General features: G+C 59.3%; 25 protein-coding genes and 1 tRNA gene. 19 read left to right on the top strand and 7 right to left on the bottom strand.

The features are described 5' to 3' along the window. Positions 1 to 228 precede the first annotated feature (228 nt). Both egtB and egtD read left to right on the top strand, forming a co-directional pair. On the top strand, positions 229 to 1407 hold the full coding sequence (gene egtB / locus VO84_RS09800; protein ID WP_231737867.1) for an ergothioneine biosynthesis protein EgtB: 1179 nt from the start codon (positions 229 to 231) through the stop codon (positions 1405 to 1407). A gap of 142 nt (positions 1408 to 1549) precedes the next feature. Beyond that, complete coding sequence (gene egtD, locus VO84_RS09805; RefSeq protein ID WP_058187461.1) at positions 1550 to 2551, top strand: L-histidine N(alpha)-methyltransferase; 1002 nt, start codon at positions 1550 to 1552, stop codon at positions 2549 to 2551. Positions 2552 to 2607: 56 nt separating this feature from the next. Here egtD and VO84_RS09810 read toward each other — a convergent pair whose 3' ends face one another. Next, entirely contained in the window at positions 2608 to 3531 is a 924-nt protein-coding gene (locus VO84_RS09810; protein WP_058187462.1) for an EamA family transporter, read from the bottom strand. A 53-nt stretch (positions 3532 to 3584) separates the two neighbouring features. Here VO84_RS09810 and VO84_RS09815 point away from each other — a divergent pair, with 53 nt between their 5' ends. The 3 genes from VO84_RS09815 (at position 3585) to VO84_RS09825 (ending at position 6822) form a co-directional block, all read left to right on the top strand. Then, positions 3585 to 4697, top strand: a complete 1113-nt coding sequence (locus VO84_RS09815; RefSeq protein ID WP_058187463.1) for a fibronectin type III domain-containing protein — start codon at positions 3585 to 3587, stop codon at positions 4695 to 4697. A gap of 11 nt (positions 4698 to 4708) precedes the next feature. Continuing rightward, positions 4709 to 5539 carry a fumarylacetoacetate hydrolase family protein gene (locus VO84_RS09820; RefSeq protein ID WP_058187464.1) on the top strand — a complete coding sequence of 277 codons (831 nt, stop codon included), beginning with the start codon at positions 4709 to 4711 and terminating at the stop codon, positions 5537 to 5539. Positions 5540 to 5613: 74 nt separating this feature from the next. Continuing rightward, the gene (locus VO84_RS09825) at positions 5614 to 6822 is read left to right on the top strand and encodes a glycoside hydrolase family 27 protein (RefSeq protein ID WP_058187465.1); all 1209 of its coding nucleotides are present in this window, start codon (positions 5614 to 5616) and stop codon (positions 6820 to 6822) included. A gap of 95 nt (positions 6823 to 6917) precedes the next feature. Here the strand turns inward: VO84_RS09825 and nadD are convergent, their stop codons facing one another. Next, positions 6918 to 7586 (bottom strand): nicotinate (nicotinamide) nucleotide adenylyltransferase, encoded by a 669-nt coding sequence (gene nadD / locus VO84_RS09830; RefSeq protein WP_058187466.1) that lies wholly within the window; start codon positions 7584 to 7586, stop codon positions 6918 to 6920. Positions 7587 to 7666: 80 nt separating this feature from the next. Here nadD and VO84_RS09835 point away from each other — a divergent pair, with 80 nt between their 5' ends. Further along, the gene (locus VO84_RS09835; protein ID WP_058187467.1) at positions 7667 to 8935 is read left to right on the top strand and encodes an alpha/beta hydrolase family protein; all 1269 of its coding nucleotides are present in this window, start codon (positions 7667 to 7669) and stop codon (positions 8933 to 8935) included. Here VO84_RS09835 and VO84_RS09840 read toward each other — a convergent pair. From VO84_RS09840 to VO84_RS09850, 3 genes are all read right to left on the bottom strand, one after another. Next, positions 8925 to 10292 carry an AtzE family amidohydrolase gene (locus VO84_RS09840; protein WP_058187468.1) on the bottom strand — a complete coding sequence of 456 codons (1368 nt, stop codon included), beginning with the start codon at positions 10290 to 10292 and terminating at the stop codon, positions 8925 to 8927. The two genes, VO84_RS09835 and VO84_RS09840, sit on opposite strands and share 11 nt — an antisense overlap. Next, a complete protein-coding gene (locus VO84_RS09845) occupies positions 10289 to 10486 on the bottom strand; it encodes a DUF4089 domain-containing protein (protein ID WP_058187469.1) in 198 nt (65 codons plus the stop codon). Before VO84_RS09845 ends, VO84_RS09840 begins: the two co-directional genes overlap by 4 nt. Positions 10487 to 10554: 68 nt before the next feature. Continuing rightward, positions 10555 to 12546 carry a PP2C family protein-serine/threonine phosphatase gene (locus tag VO84_RS09850; RefSeq protein WP_058187470.1) on the bottom strand — a complete coding sequence of 664 codons (1992 nt, stop codon included), beginning with the start codon at positions 12544 to 12546 and terminating at the stop codon, positions 10555 to 10557. A gap of 234 nt (positions 12547 to 12780) precedes the next feature. Between VO84_RS09850 and VO84_RS09855 the strand changes: the two genes are divergently transcribed. Then, positions 12781 to 12856, top strand: a tRNA-Ile gene (locus tag VO84_RS09855). Between the two features lie 78 nt (positions 12857 to 12934). On the opposite strand, the gene VO84_RS09860 is transcribed toward VO84_RS09855, so the two are convergent. Further along, positions 12935 to 14524 (bottom strand): M28 family peptidase, encoded by a 1590-nt coding sequence (locus tag VO84_RS09860; protein ID WP_058188688.1) that lies wholly within the window; start codon positions 14522 to 14524, stop codon positions 12935 to 12937. Between the two features lie 314 nt (positions 14525 to 14838). On the opposite strand from VO84_RS09860, the gene trpC reads away from it, so the two are divergent. From trpC to VO84_RS09920, 12 genes are all read left to right on the top strand, one after another. After that, positions 14839 to 15669 (top strand): indole-3-glycerol phosphate synthase TrpC, encoded by an 831-nt coding sequence (trpC, locus tag VO84_RS09865; protein ID WP_058187471.1) that lies wholly within the window; start codon positions 14839 to 14841, stop codon positions 15667 to 15669. 31 nt (positions 15670 to 15700) lie between these two features. Continuing rightward, positions 15701 to 15898 (top strand): hypothetical protein, encoded by a 198-nt coding sequence (locus tag VO84_RS09870; protein WP_058187472.1) that lies wholly within the window; start codon positions 15701 to 15703, stop codon positions 15896 to 15898. Between the two features lie 2 nt (positions 15899 to 15900). After that, the gene (locus VO84_RS09875) at positions 15901 to 16338 is read left to right on the top strand and encodes a type II toxin-antitoxin system VapC family toxin (RefSeq protein WP_058187473.1); all 438 of its coding nucleotides are present in this window, start codon (positions 15901 to 15903) and stop codon (positions 16336 to 16338) included. A 1-nt stretch (position 16339) separates the two neighbouring features. Further along, positions 16340 to 16999 carry a phosphoribosylanthranilate isomerase gene (locus tag VO84_RS09880; protein ID WP_058187474.1) on the top strand — a complete coding sequence of 220 codons (660 nt, stop codon included), beginning with the start codon at positions 16340 to 16342 and terminating at the stop codon, positions 16997 to 16999. A 42-nt stretch (positions 17000 to 17041) separates the two neighbouring features. Further along, positions 17042 to 17962: a carbohydrate kinase family protein gene (locus tag VO84_RS09885; protein ID WP_058187475.1), complete on the top strand. Its 921-nt coding sequence runs from the start codon at positions 17042 to 17044 to the stop codon at positions 17960 to 17962. A 272-nt stretch (positions 17963 to 18234) separates the two neighbouring features. Further along, positions 18235 to 18744, top strand: coding sequence for a Panacea domain-containing protein (locus tag VO84_RS09890; protein ID WP_058187476.1), 510 nt, complete (start codon positions 18235 to 18237; stop codon positions 18742 to 18744). A 488-nt stretch (positions 18745 to 19232) separates the two neighbouring features. Then, positions 19233 to 20462: a tryptophan synthase subunit beta gene (gene trpB, locus VO84_RS09895; protein ID WP_058187477.1), complete on the top strand. Its 1230-nt coding sequence runs from the start codon at positions 19233 to 19235 to the stop codon at positions 20460 to 20462. Positions 20463 to 20472: 10 nt separating this feature from the next. Continuing rightward, positions 20473 to 21282, top strand: coding sequence for a tryptophan synthase subunit alpha (gene trpA, locus VO84_RS09900; protein WP_058187478.1), 810 nt, complete (start codon positions 20473 to 20475; stop codon positions 21280 to 21282). A gap of 91 nt (positions 21283 to 21373) precedes the next feature. Continuing rightward, positions 21374 to 21718 carry a chorismate mutase gene (locus VO84_RS09905; RefSeq protein ID WP_058187479.1) on the top strand — a complete coding sequence of 115 codons (345 nt, stop codon included), beginning with the start codon at positions 21374 to 21376 and terminating at the stop codon, positions 21716 to 21718. Next, positions 21715 to 22731, top strand: a complete 1017-nt coding sequence (gene aroF, locus VO84_RS09910; RefSeq protein WP_058187480.1) for a 3-deoxy-7-phosphoheptulonate synthase — start codon at positions 21715 to 21717, stop codon at positions 22729 to 22731. The genes VO84_RS09905 and aroF overlap by 4 nt, the downstream gene beginning before the upstream one ends. Before the next feature lie 108 nt (positions 22732 to 22839). Further along, complete coding sequence (locus tag VO84_RS09915) at positions 22840 to 23700, top strand: prephenate dehydrogenase (RefSeq protein WP_058187481.1); 861 nt, start codon at positions 22840 to 22842, stop codon at positions 23698 to 23700. 198 nt (positions 23701 to 23898) lie between these two features. Beyond that, a complete protein-coding gene (locus tag VO84_RS09920; RefSeq protein ID WP_058187482.1) occupies positions 23899 to 24198 on the top strand; it encodes an addiction module antidote protein in 300 nt (99 codons plus the stop codon). Between the two features lie 17 nt (positions 24199 to 24215). Here VO84_RS09920 and VO84_RS09925 read toward each other — a convergent pair whose 3' ends face one another. After that, positions 24216 to 26261, bottom strand: coding sequence for a sensor histidine kinase (locus VO84_RS09925; protein ID WP_058187483.1), 2046 nt, complete (start codon positions 26259 to 26261; stop codon positions 24216 to 24218). Positions 26262 to 26372 lie beyond the last annotated feature (111 nt).

A 26372-nucleotide genomic window follows, 5' to 3' on the forward strand; every position in this document is an offset into this window, starting at 1 on the left:
CACGGAGCATCTGAATATTTCCTTCGATAGCAGAATTCACAATTTGGTGAGCCAAATCCATAAATCAGCATCTAAACGGTGGGTACATTTGTTTTCGGTTATGCCGATGTACTTAATTAGCAGGGGAGACGCACTGCCATCGCCACCGTTATTGACACCTCCGCCGCGCCTCACACGGCATTTGCCGACTCCTTGCGTGACCGCTTCCGCGTTACACGTCGCCGCACTTTGGATCTGACCGCACCTCTCACTCCGGAAGACATGATGGTGCAATCCTGTCCGGAGGCTTCGCCCGTTAAGTGGCACTTGGCCCACACCGCCTGGTTCTTTGAATCCTTCATCCTGCGCGAATTTCTTCCTGGCTACAAAGCCTTTCATCCCGACTTCGTCTGGCTCTTCAATAGCTACTACCAGACATTCGCCGCATTTCCCGAAAAGCGCCTACGTTCCTCCTTTTCCCGCCCTGCACTCAATGAAATCCTTCGCTTCCGCGCTTACGTGGACGAACACATCCTCCGGCTCCTAGAAAGCAATCCGCCCGCGGAAGTTCTCGCCCGCATTGAGCTCGGCCTCTACCACGAAGAGCAGCATCAGGAGCTGATCCTCACCGACATCCTCCACGCCTTCTTCACCAATCCGCTGCGGCCCGTCTATCTGCCCACACCGCATGAACTGGCTCAGCAGTCTGCTGAGCTACATACAGATCCAATCCGCTTCATCCCGCACAAAGGCGGTCTGCACGACATCGGCCACTCCGGCGCGGGCTTCTGCTTCGATAACGAACTGCCCCGTCATCGCGTATGGCTTGAACCGTACGCTCTCGCCGATCGCCTCGTCACTTGTACAGAATTTGCGGAATTCATCGCCGACGGAGGCTACAGCCGTCCCGAACTCTGGCTCTCGGACGGCTGGAACGCCGTACAGGAGCAGAAATGGCGCGCCCCGCTCTACTGGGATAGAAACGATAGCGGCGCGAGCGCCACAACGGAATGGAGCGTCTTTACCCTGCACGGTGCCATGAGCTTTCACGAAGTTGCCAACTCGCCCGTCAGCCACATCAGCTTCTATGAAGCCGATGCCTACGCCCGCTGGGCCGGCTACCGTCTGCCCACGGAATTCGAGTGGGAGGCCGCCGTCGAATCTTCCACCTCGCTAGCCCAGGACGAGAACAGCGCGAAGCTCCGGTGGGAGTGGACCGCAAGTGCCTATTTGCCGTATCCCGGCTTTCACCCTCTTCCCGGCTCGCTAGGCGAATATAACGGCAAGTTCATGAGCGGGCAGATGGTTCTCCGTGGAGGTTCCTGTTGTACCCCGCCTGGACACACCCGCTCCAGTTACCGAAATTTTTTTACCCCTGCAACGCGCTGGCAATTTTCCGGAATCAGGCTGGCCCGAAAGAGTGAATAGCTTGTGCGTCTCTTTTGCTATCGTCTCCGCTGCACCACCTGTTGTAGGATGCGATGGCTCGAAGTCTGAAGTTTGTATTGTGGCATTTTTTAACGTCAATGCGATCATCCCTAACCGGAAAATTCGCATCACATAGGTCGGCATGACAACTCTTTCGCTTCCTCTCAACTCAGTTGCCGCACAGCATGTTTTCGCGGCCGTAAACGAAGGCCTTCTTTCCTCCCCCAAAGCCCTCCCCGCGTGGCTCTTCTACGACGAAACCGGTTCTCGTCTCTTTGACCGCATCACAGAATTGCCCGAGTACTACCCCACCCGCACCGAGCGCGCCATCTTCGCTGCCAATGCTGCTGAAATCATCGCCCTTGCTGCTGACTCCCATGCTCTCCAGATCATCGAGCTTGGCGCCGGGTCGTGCGACAAAACACGCATCCTGCTTCAGGCCGCGGTCGAGCGTCAGGACACTGTTCTCTACGAACCCGTCGACGTCTCCCCTGCGCCCCTCGAAGAGGCCCGGGAGCGGATCGAGCGCGAAATTCCCGGCGTCCTCGTATCGCCTCGCGTGCAGGACTACACTCGCTCGCTCGCTCTCGATCCGCCACTTAGTGGCGAGCGCCGTCTCGTCCTCTACATTGGTTCCAGCATCGGCAACTTCGAACCCGCAGAGGCTCACGCCCTGCTCGCGGAGATTCGCTCCACTCTCGATCCTGGCGATACTCTCCTCGTCGGTGTGGATCTCGTCAAAGAGGAAGCGCTCTTGCACGCCGCCTACAATGACGAAGCCGGCGTCACTGAAGCCTTTAATCGCAACCTCCTTCACCGGCTCAATCGCGAGCTGGGAGCAAACTTCAAGCCCGATCTCTTCGCCCATCGTGCCATCTGGAACCCTCAGCACTCGCGCATCGAAATGCATCTAGAAAGCTTGCTCCGCCAGATCGTCACCATACCCGGCTGTCACACAGAATCCGGGACGGGTCGGGACATGCAAATCGAGTTCGCTCGCGGCGAGACCATCCATACCGAAAACAGCTACAAATATCGCCCCGGTCAGACAGAATCCATGCTGGAGTCCGTCGGCTTCACCCCGCTGAAGACCTGGACCGACAAGCGCGGTTGGTTTGCAGTCTCCCTCGCTCGCGCCGCATAACCTTTTTACCGCTCATGTCTCACCTTTGCGCCTTTTCACGGGTGCAAGGGTGGACATCATTTTTTCGCCCTCATAATTACAAACACCGCCACCAGCACCAACACAGCCCCAGCCACCGTGCGAATCGTAATCGCCTCCCCGGCGAGAAAATATCCCAGCACCACGGCCACAATCGGATTCACATACGCATAGCTTGCCACGCGCGTCGCCGGCATATGCCCCAGCAGCCATACATATGCAGTAAAAGCCAGCAGCGACCCAACCACGATCAGGTAAACAATCGCAGTCAGCCCACGCAGGCTTATATGCGGCAGCGGATTCAGCTCGCCACACACCGCCGAGACACCCAGAAGCATGGCTCCGCCCAGCATCATCGTGCAGGCCGAGGTCATCGTCCTGCTCGTAGGCAATTTCATGGACCGGCTCAGGACCCCGCCCACCGCCCAAGTGCTGCTTCCGGCAAGAATCGCGACCGCAGGCCATAACGGAACAGCTGCAGGAATGCCCAACCCACTCGCAGGAAGCATCAGCGCCGCAACGCCGCCAAAGCCAATCATCGTAGCTGCCGCAATCGCTGCGCTCCATCGCTGTTGTCGAAGGACAACAATCTCCGCAAGGAAGGTAAAGATTGGAATCGTCGCCGCCAGCACCGCCGCAATCCCCGAAGGAACATACTTCTCCGCCCAGAACAATGCCGCATACTCGGCGGTAAACATCAGCAGTCCCAGCACAAACAGGTTCCGCCACTCCACCTGCGCCGGCATAGGCTCGCCCTTCGCGCGCATAAAGAGAAACAGAATCACCCCTGCAGTAAAGAAGCGCGCAAACGCCGCAAAAACCGGCGGCATCTCTTCGACCGCCACGCGAATGCCGAGAAATGTCGTCCCCCACAAGATGTAAATCGCAAAAAATGAGGCCAGCACGCGCAGCCGGTAGCCTGCCGTATGCGGATTCTGTTCTGTGGTCGGCGCTGTGCTCATGGATGCTTCTACTTTATCCCCTGCGTGAATGCAGTCCGGTAGACTGAAAAGCGATGAATCGCATAGCGCGATGGCTTATCGGCTCAGTGGCGTTTTGCGCCCTCGGGGCTTCTATCTCGAATCTCGCCGGTTGCGGCATGGAAGCCGCGCCGCAGCCGCCTTCACTCAAGCTGCCGGACCGTGTAACGGATCTCGCCGCTGTCCGCGCGGGTAATCAGGTCACGCTCACCTGGACCACTCCAAAACACGACACCGACAAGGTCATCCTCAACGGCGATGTGACCGTTGCCATCTGCCGCCAGGAGAACGGTAACGGCTGCCTTCCCGCCGGAACCATCCAGATTGCTCCCGGCACAAAGGGCACATTTACAGAAGCGCTTCCGCCTCAGCTCATCAGCGGGCCGCCGCGCAGCCTCGCTTATTTCGTCGAGCTTAAAAACCACCGCGGCCGTTCCGCCGGTCCATCCAACGCAACCATCGTTCTCGCCGGACAAGCCCCAGCCCCGGTCGCAGAACTCGCCGCTGTGCTTCACAAGCAAGGCGTCGCGCTTCACTGGACCCCAGGCTCAAGCAGCCAGTCCATCCGCCTCTACCGCAAACTGCTTTCGGTCCCGCAGAAAAAACAGGACAACGGTCCGCTCGCTGCACCAAAGCAAGCCGCGGAAATCACCCTGCTCGTCGATTCCGACTCTGGCCGCGCCCTCGACTCAGCCGTCGAATTCACTTCAGACTATGAGTACCGTGCCCAGCGCGTCGCCCGCCTCGAGATCGGTGGTCAAACTCTGGAGCTAAGCGGCGAAATCTCCGCCCCCGTTCGCATCACTGTCGAAGACACATTCCCGCCCACCGTCCCCACCGGGCTCGCAGCCGTCGCCACAGCAGCAAATGCTGCCACGCCCACATCCCCCGCAACCCCGGCTGCAGTCGACCTGAGCTGGCTTCCCGTCACCGATCGCAATCTCGCCGACTATATCGTCTACCGCCGCGAGGGCGAAGGCGCCTGGCAGCGCATCTCTCCCGCGCAGCCGCCGGTCATCGGCCCTGCCTTCCACGATGCCCAGGTCCAGCCCGGCCATACCTACCGTTATGCTGTTGCGTCCATCAGCCCAACCGGCCATGAAAGCGCCCGCAGCGCCGAAGCCGAAGAGACCGTTCCCTCGCAATAAAAGGACCATCCATGCGCTATTCCCGCTTCCGCCTCAACAACACCACCCTCTACGGCGCCGTTGAAGACCGCAATAACGAGCCTTGGATTACTCACCTCATCGACGCTCCAGAAGAAGATCTCGCCTTCCGCCTCGAGCACGGCAGCCGAACCCCCTCCGCACCGCTCTTCGCTCCTCTTCCGCTACGCGAAGCCGAACTCCTCCCGCCTGTCACGCCCTCCAAAATCATCTGCGTCGGCCGCAATTACCGCGACCACGCCAAAGAGCTGGGCAATGAAGTCCCCGCCGAGCCGCTTCTCTTCTTCAAGCCGCCGTCATCTCTGCTCGCTCCCGGTGGCGTAGTCCGCATGCCCCGCGTCGCCGAGCGCATCGACTTCGAAGGCGAGCTCGCCTTCATCCTGGCTCGCCGTGTCCACAAGCTCCATGCCGGCCTGCACCCCGGTGAAGACTGGCGCTCCTGCATCCGTGGTTACCTCCTCGCCAACGACGTTACCGCCCGCGATCTGCAGAAAAAAGACGGCCAATGGACCCGCGCCAAGGGCTTCGACACTTTCTGCCCGGTCGGTCCCTGGGTCTCGGATGAAATCGACCCTCATGTGGGCGTCACCCTCGAAACTCGCGTCAACGGCGAGGTGCGCCAGCACGGCTCTACCAGCGACTTCATCTTCTCCATCCCCCATCTGCTCATCTACATCTCCGCCGTCATCACGCTTGAGCCCGGCGATCTCATCCTCACCGGAACTCCCTCCGGCGTCGGCCCGCTCCAGCCCGGCGACCGCGTCGAAGTCTCCGTCCCCGGCCTCGGCGTCCTCTCGAACACCTTCGCCGCCGAAGTGGATTAATGCTTTCGCAAGCATCCGTCCGCAATGCTATGCTTTCCCTCCGTAAGCGTTTTCAATTCAGGAGAACCTTCCCAATGCGCCGTCTCGCTCTGTCCGTGCTCGCACTTGCCTCCTTCATCCTTCCTGCCACAACCCCCGCGCAATCCCCTGTCGCTCAAACGCCACCCATGGGCTGGAACTCCTGGAACTACTTCTTCGGCAAAGTCACCGACAAGGACATCCGCGACTCCGCCGACCAGATCGTCTCCACCGGCATGAAAGACGCCGGCTACGTCTACGTGAACATCGACGACACCTGGGAAGGCAAGCGTGACGCCAACGGCGTCCTCCAAACCAACGAGAAATTCCCCGACATGAAGGCTCTCGCCGACTATGTCCACTCCAAAGGCCTTAAGATCGGCATCTACTCTTCGCCTGGACCCAAGACCTGCGCCGGTTACGAAGGCTCTCTCGGTCACGAAGAACAGGACGCCAAAATGTACGCCGGATGGGGCATCGACTATCTCAAGTACGACCTCTGCAGCTTCATTCCGGCCGTCATGCAAAAGCAGGCGCCAAACGACAAGGCCGCGCAGATGCGCCTCATGATTGCCGCCTACGACAAGATGTCCAAAGCCCTCAAAGCCACAGGTCGCCCCATCGTCTTCTCACTCTGCCAGTACGGCTGGGATGCCGTCTGGGAGTGGGCTCCCGCACTCGGCGGCAACCTATGGCGCACCACCGGTGACATCCAGTCCAACTGGAACAGCATCTACACCATCCTCAGCCAGCAGGAAGGCCTGCAAAAGTACGCCGGACCGAATGGCCCCTACGGCGGCCACTGGAACGACCCCGACATGCTTGAAGTGGGCAACGGCAAGCTCTCACTCGCTGAAAACCGCTCTCATTTTTCCATGTGGGCCATGCTCTCTGCGGCTCTTCTCGCCGGCAATGACCTTCCTCACATGAAGCCGGAAATCAATGCCATCCTCACCAACCGTGACGTCATCGCCATCGATCAGGATCCTCTCGGCAAACAAGCTGATCGCGTCTACAGCGAAGGCGAAGTCGATGTGTGGAAGAAGCAGCTCTCCGGCGGAGCCATCGCCATCGCCGTCCTGAACGCCGGCAGTGATCGCCAGTCCACCCATCCCTTCCATCTCGACACCAAAAAGCTAGGCCTGCGCGGCACAGTCAAAGGAAAAGACCTCTGGACCGGCAAAGAAATCGAGATCAAGGACAACATGCCCATCGAGCTCAACAGCCGGGACATCCTCCTCGTCCGCATCGAGAAGCCCAAATAGCCCGTGATAACCGGATGTCCCAGGTCCCTGTTGTTGGGACCTGGGATAGCACTCCAGCTCGTTTTCCGACAGCTACGCTAAAAGCTAATTCCTGATCACTGATACAAGCCGTTCTTATGGATGTATCCAGCCACCGCCTCCGGCAGCGGCGAAGGCGCGCCTGCTCGCGTCTGCGCCCGAATCTGCGATGCGCTGATCGGCACATCGAGGCCTGGCAGTAGGTAAAACTCCGCCGTCTTCCCCGAGCCATTCCTCAGCGTATAGGCACGCAGCTCCCCGCGGATCGTCGCCTCAGAGAGGCTCAGGCCGGGCGGCAGAAACGCCGTCAGGTCGCCGATATCCTGTCCGGGCCGCGAAGCCACCACCAGCGAAGCCATAAACGGAATCTTCGCTGCGCCGCGCCAGTTCCTGAGCAGCGCAAATGAATCCGCCCCTAGCAGCAGAAACAGCTCCGCGCCGGGCAGATGCTCGCACAGCGCATGCATCGTGTCCAGCGTGTAATTCGGCGCTCCGTCGGCGTGCGGCGCATCCAGCAGGGAAATCTCAAACCCGCGATCGCCGGCAATCGCCAGCCGCGTCATCTCCAGCCGGTGCGCAAAGGATGCCGTCGCGCCCTTAGGCTTCAGCGGCTGCGAGCCTACCGGTGCAAACAGCACATGATCCAGCCGCAACGCCTCTTGTGCCGCTCGCGCGACAGCAAGGTGGCCAAGGTGCGGCGGATCGAAACTGCCTCCAAAAAATGCTATACGGGGGGAGGAAGGCATAGTTTAATCGTATCGTGATCCAGTGAAATGGTTGCTTTCATGGGCGCAAATGATGGCACTGATAAACTTGATTCAGAAGCATGTTAAGCAAATGGTACGCGCGCTGGATGTATCAGTGGGAAACGCGCCTCACAACCCGCGATGAGAACCGCGTAGTTCGTCCACTCGAATGGGGATTCGACTGGATCGCTCCCTTTCTCGAGTCACACGGCCTCGCTTCCGCTGAGCTTCGTCTCACGGAGACCGATCCCGAAGCCGCAATGACTCGCATCAGTGAACTCCTCATCCGCCATAGCGATCAGTTCTTCGGTTATCAGCGGCCCACTGACTTCCGTCTCGAAGAGCGCTATCCTCAGCTCTTTCCCACAAACGTTCGCCCTGAAACACTCGCCCAGGATGCCGAGCTCCGGCGCAAGGCCGAGAACGGCGAAATCCCGCGCGCGCAGTTCCTTCGCTTCACATCCCCGGAGCGCACGCCCTACCCGGAAAACGATCTCGTCAACGCCCGCTGGTATCCTGCTCCCGCGCACAAAGACCCCACGCGTCCCAAACAAGCCATCGTCATCCTGCCCCAGTGGAACGCCGACGCCTTCAGTCATAACGCCCTCGCCGGCATCTTCAATCGCATGGGCATCTCAGCCCTCCGGCTTTCAAAGCCCTATCACGATATCCGCCGGCCCACCGAGCTCGAACGCTCTGATTACGCCGTTTCTTCTAATGTCGGCCGCACGCTATCCGCCTGCCGCCAGGCCGTCGTCGATATCCGATGCTGCCTCGACTGGCTTGAAGATCAGGGCTATGAGCACTTCGGCGTTCTCGGCACCAGCCTCGGCTCCTGCTACGCATTCCTGGCCTCAGCCCACGATCCGCGCCTGCGCGTCAACGCCTTTAACCACGCCTCCACGTCCTTCGGCGACGTCGTATGGGCGGGCCAAAGCACACGCCACATCCGTCAGGGTCTTGCAAACGCCGGCCTCACGCAGGAGCGCCTGCGCAATCTTTGGGCCGCCGTCAGCCCTATCCACTACTACGACAAGTTCATGAGTAAAGGGTCCGCCGGTCCAGACAAAAAAGCCTTGCTGGTCTACGCCGACTACGATCTGACATTCCCTCGCGAATATTCGCTCCAGGTCGTCGACGCCTTTGAGCGTCACGGAGTCAACTTCGAGCCCCGCGTCCTTCCCTGTGGCCACTACACCACCGGCGAAACGCCCTTCAAATACATCGACGGCTGGTATATGGGCTCATTCGTCTATCGCGCCTTCAAACAACTACGCGAACAAGGACCTGCCGTCCAGGCACCCGCACCAACGGCGCAAAAGGCACACGAAGAAGCTCTCACTCGGTAAACGCCTTTGCCACCCGCAACACCGCCGCCTCGTTATACGGCGCCCCAATCACCTGCACCCCCAGCGGCAGCTTGCCGGGCTCCTTCACCGGAACCGTCACCACCGGCAGCCCCACATACGAGATCGGCTGCGTATACATCCCCAGGTTCGCCCGCGCCGGAATCTCCTGCCCACCAAACTCAATCGTTTTCTGCCCGATCCTGATCGCCGCGCACGGAGTCGCCGGAGCCAGCAGCACATCAAACCGTTCAAAAACCTTCCGCACCCGCTCCTGAAAAACCCTCCTGTACCGCTGCGCCTGCACGTACCACGCAGCCGGCACAAGCGCACCCGCCATCAGCCGCTCCACCACCGCCGGATCGAAATCCCCCGGCCTCGTCCGCAACCGGTCAAGGTGCAGATTCCCGCCCTCTACCGCCGTAATCAGAAATGCAGCCGTCCGCGCCAGCTCCACTCCATCCAATTCCACAATCCCGCTCGCACCAACAACCTTTGCCACCCGCTCTACCGCAGCAAATATCTCCGGCACACCACCCCGCGCAAAGTACCCGCCCAGCACGCCAATCCTGAGCCCCTTCACACCACGCTCCAACTCACCAAAAACCGGCTCTGCCACTCGTTTCGAACAAACCGGATCTCGCGGGTCATACCCCTGAAGTACATCGAAAGCCAGGGAAACATCTCTTACCGATCTCGCAAACGGCCCCACATGATCCAGGCTCGCCGCAAACAAAAACGCCCCCGCCCGCGACACGCGCCCATACGTCGGCTTCAATCCATACACTCCGCAAAACGCCGCCGGAACCCGAATCGACCCATTCGTATCCGATCCCAGCGCAAGCGGAACCATCCCCGCCGCAACCGCAGCAGCCGAACCACCCGATGAGCCTCCCGCCACGCGCTCCGTATCGTGCGGATTCCGCGTCACCCCGTAGTGCGCATTCTCCGTCACAAACCCATAGGCAAACTCATCCATGTTGGTCGCACCCACTAGCACCGCACCCGCGCGCCGCAGCCTCGCCACTACCGTCGCATCCCGCTCCGCAGGCGTATTGCCGGCCAGAATCTTCGATCCCGCCAGCGTCGTCACTTCCGCAATATCAAACAGATTTTTTGCTGCAAACGGAACCCCCGCCAGCGGCCCCGCATCCTCACCCGCCGCCACACGCCTGTCCACCGCATCGGCGTCAGCCAAAGCCTCAGCCTCCAGCACCTTCGTGAAGCAGTTCAACTCCCCATCCCGCGTTCGAATCGCAGCCAGCGAAGCCTCCACCGCCTCACGCGCGCGCAGTTTTCCATCGCGCACCGCCCCGGCAATCCCAACCGCATCCAGCGCCAGAATCTCTTCCCGCGTCATGGCTCAAACACCTTGGCCTCAAACACCTCAGGCTCAAAAACAGGCGCAGACTCCACATCATCCGGAATCACAACAGCCATCAGCGGCCTCGCCATCTCCCGCATCCGCTCCAGATGCGCCCGCACTCCCTCGATATTCTCCTCCGGAATCGCCAACCCCACCATCTCTGCCGCATGCTCCGCAAATGCGCTCATATCCAAATTTTCACCGCCCTTCGCAACGAGCCATCCTCATCGAATTTTGCCATTTTGGGTAATAAGACCTACATCGAGCCCGCAAGTGCCACGCTCAGACTCTGCCAATTGAGCGTTATGACTGTAATGTCGTCTTCCTGGCCAAACTGGCGTGCTCTCGCGGCGATTTCCGAGGCCGGTAGGCGGCTGATTTCACAGGTACGCTCAAAACCAAATAGCTCGCCGTCGGATGAGCGTGCTTCCACAACGCCATCCGATAGCAGAGTCAGGCGCGCCTGTTCAGGCAGGACAATGGTTTGCTGGGTATAGCTGACGCCGGAGACCAGGCCGAGCGGCAGGCCATCCTCAACATCGACCTCGACGCCATCCAGATACGGGGCCGGGTGCCCGGCATCGGCGATGACAGCTTCGCCACTCTCCTTGATCACAAGGCAAAGGCAAGTAACAAAGCCAGGGTGTTCTGTGCGGAGCAGCACCTGATTGAGGCGTTCGAGCGCGGCGGCTGGCTCAATGCCTTCGTCGGCCAGGGAGCGCAACGCACCCACCGCAACCGCTCCGAGCATCGCCGCTTGCAGTCCTTTTCCGCTTACATCGCCAATGGCAACGAAGATGGAGCCATCGGGCCGGGGAAGAATCTGGCAGAAGTCGCCTCCCACTTCTTCGGCGGCATGGTAGGCGATCTCCGTGTGCACTCCGCCAAGGGTGGGCACATGGGTTGGAACCAGACGGTTCTGGATGTCGTGCGCGGCCTTGAGCGCAGCCGCGAGCCGCTGCTGTTCCCGACTGGTGCGGGCAAAACGATAAACGAGCACTGCCAGCAGTCCAAACAGCGAGATTACATGGCCGATTTCCTGCAGGTTTACTTGAAAAGGCTGATGAAGGATGACGTAGTGTCGCGGAATGATCTTGAGAGCAAAGGGAACGTCCAGATCGTAGAGCGCGGCGCCGAGGTTGTTCAAAACCGTGGATAGACCGTCGATGATGAAAGGAAAGAAGAGAAGTCTTGCATAGAGATTTCCGGCGCGCCATCCGCGAATTAAATACGCGGCAAGGATCAGCGACAGCGTAATGTTCGAGAGGCAATAGCCGATATCGCCCCACTTCAGTGAAATGTGGTGCGTCAAAACCAGGATGATGGAGAGATCGGCCAGCATCACCATTGCGACTGGCGCGATGGTGAGCTTCCATCTGCGCGGGTAGATAGCGGCCACAATAAAAAATGCGTAGCTAACCCCTGTAAGCACATCTAGCAGAATCGAGAAATAGGTATAGAAGTAGAGGTCCCATGCCTGGTGCGCGGAGATGAGATCAAGAGGAAAGAAACAAGCATCCACAAGGAGAAAACAAGCGAACCAGAGATAGAAACGCTCACGCGTGAGCCAGAAGAGCAGAGCCGCTGCCGCGCCCACTATGAGAATCACGATGTCGGCTGTATAGAGATTGCCGGACGACAACAGATCGGCAGCTTTCCTGGTTTCAAAATGATTCAGCACCACCTCCGGAGTTCCGGCGTAGACCTCTCCATACAGAATGCTCGCGCGGGTGCCGGCAGTCGCCGGGTCCTGCCATAAGCGAATGGCAACGGAGATCTCTTTCGGGTTGGCGCCAGAATTAACTGGAAGAGTGAAGACGCGGGGTGCACCGATCACATTGCGAGCCGGGCCCGGCGGCAAAGTGCCCAGCTGAGCGACCTGTACTCCGTCACAGAAAAGCTGGAAGCTCTTTTCAACATCTGGAAGCTCCAGAACCAGCGATTGAGTATGAGCAGGAGCGACGAGATGAAAACGAAACCACGCGAGTTCTGCCCTCGCGGGGTAACCCTGCTTCGTCCAACCCTCTCCGGGGTGCAGGATCGGCCAACTTGAATCGTCCAGGCCCGGCTGCGCCCATTGTGGATCGTCACCCAGGTGGAAACGCCAGGCTGAATCAACTCTGGCGATCGGGAGCCGCGAAGCATCCAGATCGAATCTCTGCGCAAGCGCTTCTCGAGCGTATGCCCCTGTAAAGATGAAAACCGCAGCGAGCAAAAAAATGCCTGGCATACGGATTGCAATGCGCATGGCGATCTCCGGTCTTGGGAATCTCAGAATTGTAGCTGTCCGACGCGGTCACCTCTCAGTCAAATCGACAGACAAACAAGGCCACGCACTCTTCCAGTGAGCTCTGAGCGCATCGAGCAGTAAATTGGAGAGCTAGATGGTCTATCGGAGAATCTTACGAAGCGCGCTCGCCCGCGTGAAGCTGGCGCAGGCGCGTTTACAATCATGAAAGTGCAGGGGCGCCCGAGCATCGCCGGGCCTGTAGCTCAACGGTTAGAGCAGGGGACTCATAATCCCTTGGTTGGGGGTTCAAATCCCTCCGGGCCCACCAATTTCCGCAGAATCAACCAGCATAAAAGCAAGAGGGCGAGGCCAAAGCCTCGCCCTCTTTCACTGCCTCTGCTTTTCCCTACTTAGCCAATGGCGCAGGCGTATCAATGCGCGGCAGCATCTCTGCGCGCGTAGCAGCGTTGTAAGCAAACCATGCTTCAATCAAAGCTCCCTGCATCACATCACCCTTCTGTACGCGGTCATACAGGTCCATGTTGGAATGATGCGTCCGCGTCCCATACTCCAACGGATCCTGCATGAAGCCAATGCCATTCAGTCCGATGTAAGAAAAGCTGGTAGAGTCCGTGCCTCCGGGTTGCAAGGTAGGCCCAGCCGTCAGGCCCACCACCCCGTCGATGCCTAGATCCTTGATCGGCGCAATCCACGACTGGAAGATCGCCGCCATCTGTGCATTACCCAGCGCCGACACAGCCCGAAACTTTCCCGAGCCCGAATCATCATTGAAGTACACATCCAGCTTGTCGTACTCCGGAGTCTTCTTCATCGTGTCGCGCGGAGCAAAATGCTGCTGCACATACGCCAGTGAGCCGTAAAGTCCCTCTTCTTCGCCGCCCCACAGGGCCACGCGAACAGTGCGAGCCATCGGCTTATGCAGCGTGGCCAGAACGCGCACCGCTTCCATCGCCACAGCCGAGCCCGTGCCATTATCCGTAGCTCCCGTGCCGCCCTGCCAGCTGTCAAAGTGGCCACCAACCATCACAACCTCATCCGCTTTGCTCGTGCCGGGAATCTCACCCACCACATTGAATCCCATCTCGTCATCCTTCTGATATTCCGTTTCGATATCAAAAGTCAGCTTCGGCGTAATACCGTGTTGCAACAAGCGGCAAATGCGGTTGTACTGCTCTGGCGTAATCGCTGCCATCGGCGGCCCAACCGGATCCTTAGGGTCCTGTGATCCCCCAAAACTCGCAAAGACCGTACCGCCGTCGCCGTTGTAGCCCGGTGTCAGCGCCACTGCAACACCCTCTTCTTTCAAAAACGCATTCACCTTATTGCGCAGAATGCGCCCACTGGGTGCCGCAGTGGTAAGTGTCATCGGCGTAAACTCACCCGGCAGCGGCGCAGGCGCAGCCCCCGGCCTGGGACCAAATCCCATACGCGACGGATCAGGCGTCTTGGCGCGTTCTTCAATCTCCGCATCCGTCAGCCGATGCGCCTCTGCTTCCGTATGCATCGCAAGCTCGCGCGGATCAAATATCAGCACAATCTTGCCCTTCAACTTGCCCTTGTATTTCGCAAAGTCCGCCTCAGAGTGCAGCGGCGCCAGCACAGCCTCAGCCGTGACAGGTCCATTCGTCCCCGGCGTCCAGGCCAGCGGAAACCCAATCAGCGAAGCATAGGCAGGCGATTCCAGCGCACCATAGTATTTCTTGATCTGCCACCCATCGCCAAACGGACCCCACTTCTCCAGATGCACATTCTGCAACCCCCACGTCTTCAACTGCTGCATGGCCCATTCCGCCGCAGCACGATGATTCCGGCTGCTGGTGATGCGCGGCCCATACACCTCAGAGATATAGAAGAGATTCTCCATCACCTGCGAATGCTGGAAAGCCTCATTCTTTATCTGTGTCAGCGCGCCAAGATCGACCTTGTCGCCATCCTGTTGCTGTGCAGTCACGGCGGAGGTAAATAAAAGGCTCATAGCGCAAGCGGCAGCAGCCAGCCTGAAGTGGAGCAGATTCACGATATTCTCCCTCTCAAAATAAAGTTGGATCGGAAACTCATTGCAGATAAGCAACGACCTGACCAGCTCTTCGCAGAGCAGGCGATTCAAAGACACTTTCAATCTGCGAGATGGAACAACACTATTGAAATCGCGTTCCCAGCGCAACTCGAAGTATAGGAAGCCGTGATAATTACGCCCTTAAGCTAAACTATTTTTAAATCAGCAGATATGTTTCAGGCTGATTTCGGCTGATTTTTCTCGCCAGCCAACCAACGCTTCACATCTCACACATGACCCAACTCGACGCCATCCTCGCCACCACCCGCACCACAGTCGCCGCCGCCAAAGAGCGCGTCCCGGTCTCTAAGCTCGAGCGCCTCGCCGGTCTTCACACCCCGCGCGGCTGGGCCGCCGCACTACGCCGCGCCGCTGCCGAGAAACCAGCCGTCATCGCTGAAATCAAAAAAGCATCTCCCTCACGCGGCCTCATCCAGCCGGACTTCGACGTCGCCCGCATCGCCCGCCAGTATCTCGCCGGCGGCGCGGCGGCACTCTCCGTCCTCACCGACGAGCCATATTTCCAGGGCAGCCTCAGCAATCTCGAGATCGCCTCTGAAACCGTCCCGCTCCCCTGCCTCCGCAAGGACTTCACCGTAGACGAGTACCAGATCGTCGAGGCCCGCGCGCACCTCGCTGACGCCATCCTCCTCATCGCCGCCGCACTCACCGATTCCGAGCTGAAGCAGTTCGCCCACACCGCGCACTCGCTCTCCCTCGACGTCCTCGTCGAAGTCCACACCTCGGAAGAGCTCGACCGCGTCCTCCAATCGCTCGGTGAAAACGGTGCAGACGCTATCGGCGTCAACAACCGCAACCTCAAGACCTTCGAAGTGAGCCTGGAAACCTCTCTCGCCCTCATCGCAAACATTCCCGCAAGTACCATCCGCGTCGCCGAAAGCGGTATCAGCACGCCAGAGGACATCGCCCGCCTCCGCACCGCAGGCTTCGACGCCTTCCTCATCGGCGAAAGCCTGATGCGCCAACCCGACCCCGGCGCAGCCCTCGTGCAGCTGCTGGCGGGCTCTCCTGCCCATCACAAAACCGCAATCGAGATACAATAGACTTCACACCACACCGGTTCAGGAGGCGCCAATGGCTACCAATCCCATCAAATCCGACAAGCCGCAGCGCTCCGACTCCTTCAACCAAATCGGCCCCAACGTCTCACCCAAACACCGCGCCATCCTCGAAGCCGCTCTGGCAATGAATGATGAAGCTGAATTTCGCGAGCTCCTGATGGCTATGCCAAACGTCGGCGAAGACTCCGATTTTGCTCCGGGCCGTGACTGACGGTGTATCTGATCGATACCAATGTCGCGAGTGAATTGCGCCGGGACGTAAAAGCTGATACGGGTGTCATTCGCTTCTTCAAAGAGGCACATGGAAGTCTCTACATTCCTGTACAAGTTGTCGGTGAGCTGCGATACGGTGTCGAGAGCCTCCGCAGAAAGGGCGATCTGCTGCAGGCAGGCCGGTTAGACGCGTGGCTGAAGACAACTCTAAAAATCTTTGCTGGAAAAATCCTTAACTTTGATCTCGAATGCGCACAGATATGGGGGACAATGTCTGCTGCCACGCATCAAAGCGCAATCGATAAGCAGATTGCAGCAGTCGCGCTTTCTTACGGCTTAACCATTGCCACGCGAAACACAAACGATTTCGCCGGCACAGGTGCCCAGGTCCTGAACCCTTTTGAAGCCGACGCGCCCCAAACTGAATCCCTTCTCTGACATGAGCCTCTGGATCAAAATCTGCGGCAACACCAGCCTCGAAGACGCGCTCCTCGCCGTCAATGCGGGAGCCGACGCCGTCGGTTTCGTCTTCGCGCCTAGCCCCCGCCGCGTCACAGTGGATCAAGTCGCAGAAATCACCCCACACCTACCCACCACGCTGGAGAAGATCGGCGTATTCGTCGATGCCTCAATCGACGAGATCGTCTCCACCATCCGCGCCAGCTCGCTCACCGGAGTCCAGCTTCATTCGCGATCCGGACCACAAACACCCGCACAGCTCCGCGCAGAATTCGGCCCCGCCCTTCGCATTCTCCGCGTCGTCCACTTCGGCCCGCAAGCCGCCGAGCAGTCCTCAGCCTTCGCCTCCGACCCCAACACCGACGCCATCCTCGTCGATTCCCGCACCGCCACAGCCGTAGGCGGCACCGGCATCACCTTCGACTGGACCGAAGCCGCCACCACCCTCTTCCAAAACGCAAGGGACCGTAAGGTCGTCGTAGCCGGCGGCCTCAACCCCGCCAACGTGACCGAAGCCATCGCCACCCTCCGCCCCTGGGGCGTAGATGTGGTCAGCGGCGTAGAATCCGCACCCGGTCGCAAAGACCCCGCCAAAGTCCGCGACTTCATCACCAACGCCCGCGCAGCGAAATCGCATTGAGAGCATCGCTATCCCGCCCCTCGCATGACCTAAAATAGCTCGATGCTCGAAGTTCAGCGCGTGGATCTGGTCGGTGTGGGCCTCAATGCAACCGACACACTCATCCCATTGAAGCAATTCCCCGTCAGCGGCTCCAAGGTTGAGTACGAATGCGCAACCGTAATGGCTGGCGGCCAGGCTGCCACAACGGTAGCTGCATGCCAGACATGGGGCCTTCCCTCGCGGTACGTAGGAAAACTTGGCCGCGATGATGCCGCCCGCTTACACGAAAGAGAGTTTGAGCGGCTTGGAGTAGATGCCCGGCTGGTATATGCGCAGGAGGGAGCAAGCCCGCGCTCGATGATTCTCGTGGACGCTTCCGGAGAGCGCACGGTGATCTGTCAGCGTGACCCGCGTCTACGCCTGCAACCGCATGAGATCAAGCGCGAGTGGGTGACCGCTGCGCGCCTGCTCCACATCGACGGCTTCGATACAGAAGCCGCAATCCAGGCAGCCCGCTGGGCACATGAAGCAGGCGTTCTCGTCGTGGCCGACCTCGATGAGGATTACGAAGGAATCTATGACCTTCTACCTCTCATCGACTACCTGATCGTAAGCCGCGACTTCCCACTCAAGATCACCGGCGATCACGATCTGCACCGTTCACTAAAAGAGTTGCACACCCGGTTCAACTGTAAGTTGACCGCTGCAACTCTTGGGCCGGATGGCGTGCTCGCCTGGGATGGCAATGAGATCCATGACCGACGCGCCTACTGCGTTCCCACAGTGGATACAACAGGCGCGGGCGATATCTTTCACGCCGGATTCATCTACGGCCTGCTGAGCGGCTGGGAGCTCGATCGCGAGCTCGATTTTGCATGTGCAGCAGCCGCCATCAACTGCAAGTTTGCCGGCGCACGCGGAGGCATTCAAGACGTGGAAGCAATCGAACAGTTGATGCAAAGCGGCGAACGATACCGCTGATCCAGGCCATGATCCACAGTAGAGAATCTTAGTTTATGCAAAAGTAGGTAGCACCCTGCGATGGAAGCGGGAATCGCTCATCATGGCTGAATGATTGAGGAAATGATTAAGCTGCTGGATGCGCGGTCGATTCTCTATGGGTTAAGGTAAATAGCCTAATTAAGTATCGCATTATACACATTTTTCATCGCGGAATTGTGGAAAAGGTAGGCATAAAGTAGTAAACTATGCATACAGCGAGTTCGCCAAATGTTCGCCAATCGAGGTTATCCATGTCCTATCCGGCAACCGTAATTGCGAATGAAGTTGTCGTGCTTGCATTGCAGCGCAAGATCAGCCTCACTCCACTTAAGTTGCAAAAGCTTGTCTACTTCGCCCACGGTTGGTGCCTTGCCCTAACCGAAAAGCCGCTTGTTTCTGACTCGGTCGAGGCATGGCAATACGGACCCGTGATTCCGTCGATCTACCATGAATTCAAGAATTGTGGGAATAACCAAATTGAAGCACCGGCTGGCGGGGAGTTTCGCTACATTGGCAGGGGAAAATTTGTTAAGACCGCAAATACGTTGGAGCATTATCCCGACACTGAAGAACGGCAAGAAGCTAGAGAGATCATTACCAAGATTCTCGAAACCTACGGGCAATTCTCGGGAGCTAAGCTTTCTAATGCCACGCACATGGCCGACTCCCCATGGCAACAGGTTTATACCGAAGGAAGCCGACACCAGGTTATCTCAAACGACTTAATCAAAGAATATTTCAAGAGGCTTGCGAGTGCCTGAGAAAAATCAATCGCAAGCCCTTTTTAAACTCAAACTAGACACAATAAGTGCCTCCTCCCTTGAGCACGTTCCTGAAGACCCAGACGATTGTACGACCCAAGAGCAGCTCGAGATTTTAAGGCAAAGAGAAGTAGTGAAGTAGTAAGGAGCTTCGCTCAAGATACCGGGGAACGGAAAAAATACGCTAAGCGAATTTTCGGCTTAACTTGCATTTGGGTTGTCGGAATCTATGCTCTGCTTCTCTTACAAGGTTTTGGATATAAAGGGTTTCATTTATCTGACCAAATATTATTAGCAGCCATCGGAAGCACTACCGCAAATATCATTGGCGTTTTCCTGATTGTCACTCGCTACTTCTTCCCAAAGAAATAATTCCTTATGTATTCAAACTGACCCACTACCCAAAAGTGCGCCAAGAATAAGGCACCAGCCTCCGGCGATACACTGGAGATTCGTTCCCTTCGGGCAGAAGCGAGGAGGCGCAGCTCATGGCATCGGTTATTCTTCCATCCGCACCATCCGAATCGCGCCCCGGCCGCTTCGGCATCTACGGCGGCCGCTACGTGCCGGAGACGCTCATGGCCGCACTCGTCGAACTTGAGCGCGAATACGAATCCGCCAAAGCCGACGCCGCCTTCCAAACCGAGCTAGCCGACCTGCTCCGCGACTTCGCCGGCCGCCCCACGCCGCTTTATTTCTGCAAGCGCCTCACGGAACAGCTCGGCGGCGCAAAAATCTACCTTAAGCGCGAAGACCTGCTCCACACCGGCGCGCACAAAATCAACAACTCGCTCGCCCAGGGCCTACTCGCCAAACGCATGGGCAAGCAGCGCATTATCGCGGAAACCGGCGCAGGCCAGCACGGCGTCGCCACAGCCTCCGTCTGCGCGCATCTTGGCCTCGAATGCATCATCTACATGGGCGAAGTCGACATGGAGCGCCAACACCTCAACGTGCTCCGCATGAAGCTCCTCGGCGCGGAAGTCCGCGGCGTCTCCTCCGGATCAAAGACCCTCAAGGACGCCATCAGTGAAGCCATGCGCGACTGGGTCACCAACGTCCGCACCACGTACTATATTCTCGGCTCGGCCCTGGGCGCGCACCCTTACCCCACCATGGTCCGCGACTTCCAGCGCTGCATCAGCCGCGAAATGAAGCAGCAGATCATCGAGAAGGAAGGCCGCCTGCCCACCGCCATCATCGCCTGCGTCGGCGGCGGCTCCAACGCCATCGGCGCATTCTACGAGTTCATCCCGGACCGCGACGTCCGCCTCATCGGCGTAGAAGCCGGCGGCCGCGGCTCGGCTCTCGGCGAACACGCCGCCCGCTTCTCCGGCGGCAATCCCGGCGTATTGCAAGGAACCTTCTCCTACGTCCTCCAGGATGAAAACGGCCAGATCGCGCTGACCCATTCCGTCTCCGCCGGCCTCGATTACGCCTCTATCGGCCCGGAGCACGCCATGCTCCATGACACCAAACGCGCCGAGTACACCTCCCGCACCGACGCAGAAGCTCTCGACGCCCTCGTCAAGCTCTCTCGCACAGAAGGCATCCTGCCCGCACTCGAATCCGCCCACGCCGTGGCCGAAGCTCTCGTGCTAGCTCCCAGGCTCACCCCGCGTGACATACTGGTGGTGAACCTCTCCGGACGCGGCGACAAGGACATGGGCATCATCGCTCAGGAACTGCATCTGGACTCGCACCCGGGGGAGGCCTAGTTCTCAGCCGATGCCGATCAAGTTCCAATCTAAGCCGGGCCTCGTCATCTATCTCACCGCTGGCGACCCATCGTTAGAAGCCACCCACGCCATTGCTCTCGAAGCCATTGACGCCGGCGCTGACGTCATCGAGCTCGGCGTCCCTTTCAGCGATCCTCTCGCCGACGGCCCCGTAATTCAGCGTGCTTCTGAGCGCGCCCTCGCACGTGGCACCACGCTTAAAGATGTCCTCGTCCTGGCCAAACAAATCCGCACCGCCCGCCCGCAAGCTGGCCTCGTCATCTTCACGTATCTCAATCCCATCCTGCGCTACGGCCTCGCGAAATTCGCGGACGATGCCAAAGCCGCCGGAGCTGACGGCGTCCTCGTCACCGACATCATCGTGGAAGAAGCCTCAGACGCAACCTCGAATCTGCTCGCCGAGCTCGACCGCGTCTCGCTCGCGCCCATCTTTCTCGCCGCGCCCACCAGCCCCGACGACCGCCTCGAAGCTATCGCCGCACACAGCAAGGGTTTCATCTACGCCATCTCCCGCACCGGCATCACCGGCAAGCAACAGAGTCTCACCGGCGACGCGCAGTCTCTCGTCGCCCGTATCCGTCGATGGAGCACGCTGCCTGTGGCCGTAGGATTTGGCATCTCAAACGCCACGCATGTGGCGCAGGTAGCAGAGTTCGCCGATGCGGCGGTCATTGGCAGCGCGATTGTGGAGCTGATCGAGCGGTCCGCTCCGGAAGATAAATCCGGCCACGCGCAAGCAGCTGCCGTTGCCCGATTTATCAAGGGTCTGCGCCAACCCGAAGCGGCGCTGACCCGGTAAAAACAATCAACGCTCACGCTGAACTGTATTTCAACTTCCGTTCCGCGCCTATGTGCGAAGCATCGCGCATAGGCGCTTATTGAGGACAAGCATGACGCTCGAAGAACTGCGGAAACGCATCGATGAACTGGATCAGCAACTCGTAGCCGCGCTCAATGAGCGCGCCAAGGCCGCCATTCTCGTTGGCCATCTCAAAGCCGCCACTTCGCTGCCGGTCTATGAGCCGGCACGCGAGAAACTGGTCCTCCAGAATGTGCGTTCGCACAACAACGGCCCGTTACCGGACGTTGAGCTCACGCACATCTACGAGCGCATCATCGACGTTATGCGCGCCCTCCAGCGGAACGAGTTGGCTTCCGAAAGAAATGCCCAGGCACAAAAGGGAACTGGGCCCGCCACCGGCGCACAGGCGCCTGAGACAGGGAACAAGCAATGATCGTAGCAATGCAGGAAAGCGCAACCGAAGAGCAGATCGACAATGTCATCGAGGTTATGACAGAAGCCGGCGTGGGCGTCCATCGCACCACCGGCTCCTCGCAAACCATCCTCGCCGGCGTCGGCCCCACCGCCAAGGTCGATCTCGCCCAGTTTGAAAACATGCCGGGCGTCGAGCACGTCCATCGCATCAGCTCGCCTTACAAGCTCGCTGGCCGCGGCTTCCGCCCGGAAGGCACCATCGTCGAGTTCCGCAACGGCGTCAAAATCGGCGGCGAGCAGGTCGCCGTCATGGCCGGGCCTTGCTCGATTGAAAATAGGGACCAGATATTCGAAACCGCCCGCCGCGTCAAACTCGCCGGCGGCAGCTTCCTTCGCGGCGGAGCCTTCAAGCCCCGCTCCTCACCCTATGCCTTCCAGGGCCTCGGCATCCCCGGCCTTCGGCTCATGCGCGAAGCCGCAGACGCGCACGGCCTGCTCGTCGTCAGTGAAGTCATGGAAATCTCGCAGATCGAACCCATGTTTTCACTCGTCGATCTCTTCCAGGTCGGCGCGCGCAACATGCAGAACTTCAATCTGCTCCGCGAACTCGGCCAGTTCCGCAAGCCTGTTCTGCTCAAGCGTGGCCACGCCGCCACCATCGAAGAGCTTCTCCTCGCCAGCGAGTACATTCTCTCCGGCGGCAACTACGACGTGATCCTCTGCGAGCGCGGCATCCGCACCTTCGAGACAGCCACGCGCAACACCATGGACATCTCAGCCATTCCCGTCGTCAAAAAGCTCTCGCACCTGCCCATGGTCGGCGACCCCTCGCACGGCACAGGCCGCCGCGATATGGTGGCTCCACTGGCACGCGCCGCCGTAGCCGCTGGGGCCGACGCCATCATCGTTGAAGTCCACCCCAACGCCGACAAGGCCGCATCCGACGCCGCACAAACGCTCTTCCCCGATCAGTTCGACAAGCTCATGAGTGAGCTCAAGATCATCGCAGCCGCCGTCGGCCGCACGATGTAAACAAAATCCAGGTACCCCACCCTCGGCGCGTCCTTGTTTTTGCGCCCAGGGTGGGATTTCTTATCTTCCGTTCTTCTTCATTCGCCTTCCGCTATCATTAACCCACCCATGATCTCCCGCATAGCCATCCTTGGCACCGGCCTTTTAGGCGCATCCACAGGCCTCGCCCTGCGCGCCTCCGGCTTTTCCGGCTCCATCACCGGCTGGAACCGCAGCAAAGAAGGCGGACAAACAGCACTCGATCTCGGCGCCATCGACTCCATCGCGTCTGACGCCATCGCCGCCGCGCTTGAGGCGCAGGTCATCGTCCTCGCCCCGCCCATCTTCGCCACGCTCGATCTCATGGAACAGCTCGCCCCCGCGCTCACACCCGACCATCTCATCACCGATGTCGGCAGCACCAAAGCGCAGATCGCAGCAGCCGCAGCCCGCCTCTATAACGCACCCGGCAAACCGGCATTCCTTCCCGGTCATCCCATGGCCGGCAAAGAGCGAGGCGGAGCCGAGTACGCCGACGGCGCTCTCTTCCGCAATGCCGTCTGGATCTTCACCGACGACCCAGCCGCGCAGCGCACACCACAGGCCACCGAGCATGTTGAAGACTGGCGCAACCTCGTGGTCGCCATGGGCTCACGCATCCTCGATCTCGACCCCGTCCGCCACGACGATCTCGTCGCCTGGGTCAGCCATCTGCCGCAATTCACAGCCACGGCTCTCAGCGCATTGCTGGAAGAGGAAGTCGGCGACGCACCCGAGCTCAAAGACGTCGGCGGCCGCGGCCTGCGTGAGATGACGCGTCTCGGCGCAAGTCCCTTCTCCATGTGGCGCGACATCGCTCACACAAACTCCGCCGCCATCGAGCGCGCCCTCCTCAAGCTCGAGCAGCACCTCGCCCACATCCGCGAAAATCTCCGCACTCCCGGACTCCGCGACGAATTCGACCAGGCCAACAACTTCCGCAGAGAGTAATTCCAGCTGCAATGTTTTCGTTTTTAGACGAATATGACTATGTACGAAATCCAACGCTACCAAACTGAAGAGGGGAAAATCCTCTTCACGGAGTGGCTTCGCAATTTACGCAATTTTGTCGCACGAGCAGCCATTGACCGTCGAATCCTACGCACGCGCCGTGCAATGTTGGCGCGATTGGCAAAGGAGGAAAGCAGAATGAGAAGTCAGAGTAATGACGACGCCATGGCCGAAATCTTTATAAAAGAACCCGAATATGCTCTGTATCTCCTCAATGACATCCTCAAGGACGGCGATCAGGCCGAGTTGCTTATCATGCTTCGCATCATGGCCAAGGCCTTCGGCGGCATCCAGAAAATCGCCGAAGAGACCGGCTTGAACCCGACTCAGCTCTATCGCACGCTTTCCAGCCACGGCAATCCGGAGTTTCGCAGCCTCGCGGCCATTCTCAAAGCCATGGGTCTGCGGCTCGCTGTGGAGCGCGTAGAAGCCGCCTGACGCAACCATCATCGCGTCTACCCCTTCTGCGCCTGCAGCTCCAGCAGAATCGCCGCCCCATGCGGATCCAGGTTCACCGCGGAAGCCCGCCCGTTGTTTTCCTTCAGAATCGAGGCACACAGGCTCAGTCCAAGACTCGCTGCATCCCCGTTCTGCCCCAGCATCGGGCGCATATCCGCAAAGGGATCAAAAGCCCGCGCCGGATCCTCAAAGCTCGCGCCGCTATGCGCCACCAGAATCTGCACATGGCTGCCTTCCGCCGTCGCTTCCAGCCGAACGCTGCGTCCGTTGTTTGTGCTTGCCTCCACCGCCGCAATGGCAAACTGCAGGCTATGCAGCACCACCTGCCGCAGCGGCTGCGGCTGGCACATCACGCGTGGCAAATCTGCCGCCACATCACACCGGAACTCGATCGACCGCCGCTGAAACTCCGGTCGATACAGCCGCTCCATATCGGTCAGCAACTCCGTCACGGAAACCGCCGCAAGCTGCGCGCCCGGCGGACGAACCACCCGCTGCAGGCTTTCAAGCGTTGAGCGCATCGTCCGCGCCCCGGAGAGAATCGCATCCATGCCCTTCCGCTCCGATTGATCCAGATGCTTCGAATCCGCAAGCAGCGAGGCATAGCCAAGAATCACCGTCAGTGGATTGTGCAGCTGCTGTGACACGCTTCCGGCAAGCTGTCCCACCACGGCAAACTTCTCCGCATCAATCAGTTGCTCCTGCATGTTCGTCATTCCACGCACCGCCTGCAGCCGTGCTGTCAACAGCTCCACAGGTAGCAGATCATCGGCTGCCAGGGGCTCGCCGCGCCGCATCCCGGCCAGCAGCAGCGCGCCCTCTGCGCCGGAAGATCCCCGCATCGGAACAGCCAGGGCAGAAGTAAAGTGCAGGCGGCGAAGTTCGTCGCCGGGGCTGAGCAACGGCCCCAGATCCAGCTGAACCGTCTGTGCGCCTTCTACCGCCAGGGGATTCGCTCCAACAGCCAGAAAACCATCTGGCGGAATCCGCCGCGCCAACGCATCCAGTGCCGCTATAGTCGCTCGGTCCAGGCCCACTGAGCCATTGATCCGGTAGGCTCCGCTCGGCTGCTGCCACAGCATAGCCACCTGGGCAAACCGGCTGTTTTCGGCCACCTGCTCGCAGATGAGTACAGCATCGTGATCCAGCTCCTCCACCCGCCTGCGCGAGAACGCCAGCGTGGAGTAGGCCTCCATCTCTCGCCTTGCGCGCCGCTCGCGTTCCGCAGCAGTACGATTCATCGCGAGCTGATCCTCCAGCGCCAGCAGAATCAAGCCCAGCGCGGCCACTACCTTACCCATCACCACGCATTGGTTAATCACCAGCACCAGCTCCGGATGCCGGGCAATGAACGGATAATGAATCGTCAGGCTCAGCGACCAGGCCGCGAAACCCAGTGCGCCAAGCACCACGCTGGGAGAAAACCGCCGGCCCAGCAGAATCAGCAGCAGCGCGGTCATGAAGTGCGCCGCGCACTCAGAAAAGGTCAGCAGCGTCCCCGGCCCAAGTTGGACGTAAATGAAGGCGGCGCGCACGACCATAAAGCCACAGATCAGCGGAATAACCGCGCGTGGAACCGGGCGTTTCTCGTCCAGTTTTAGAGCCCACACCAGCGCAATCGCAGAGGAACACACCGCAAGTGCTGGAAGTACGAATATGTAGGAGCCATACGGTGGCTGCTGGCGCAGTACCCCGTCATAGATCACCGCATAAATCACCACCGGCAGCAGGAACAGAATCGCCAGTGGCAGCCGAAAGCGGCCTATGTATACATGTGCCGGAGCCAGGGACATGACAAAGAGCACCGCGCCCACCTGGATCGACACCATTCCCGCTGCCGCCAGCCACGGATGCAGGTGCTCGTTCGAGAAGTTCCAGAGAATAAGCCCGTCGTAATGCTGAGCCATGCGCACCAGTGCCAGCAAAAACCCGAAAAACCATAGCAGCGTGCGCCGGTCATGAAAGCGCGCTGCAAGGTACGCGAGGCTCGGCAGGAGCAGAAGCGTCAGTGCAAATGCCGGGATCTGGTAATGTTCGTGCATGGGGACGAGAACAACTCCATTGTGTCATCCGAGGGGCTTGAATCACGCGATCTTCCATGGACGCGGTCCCGTGCGTCTAACAATATAGGGACAGACTGCAACTGCTCCCGA

It is taken from the genome of Occallatibacter gabretensis (genome assembly GCF_001449115.1).
Lineage (GTDB): Bacteria > Acidobacteriota > Terriglobia > Terriglobales > Acidobacteriaceae > Telmatobacter > Telmatobacter gabretensis.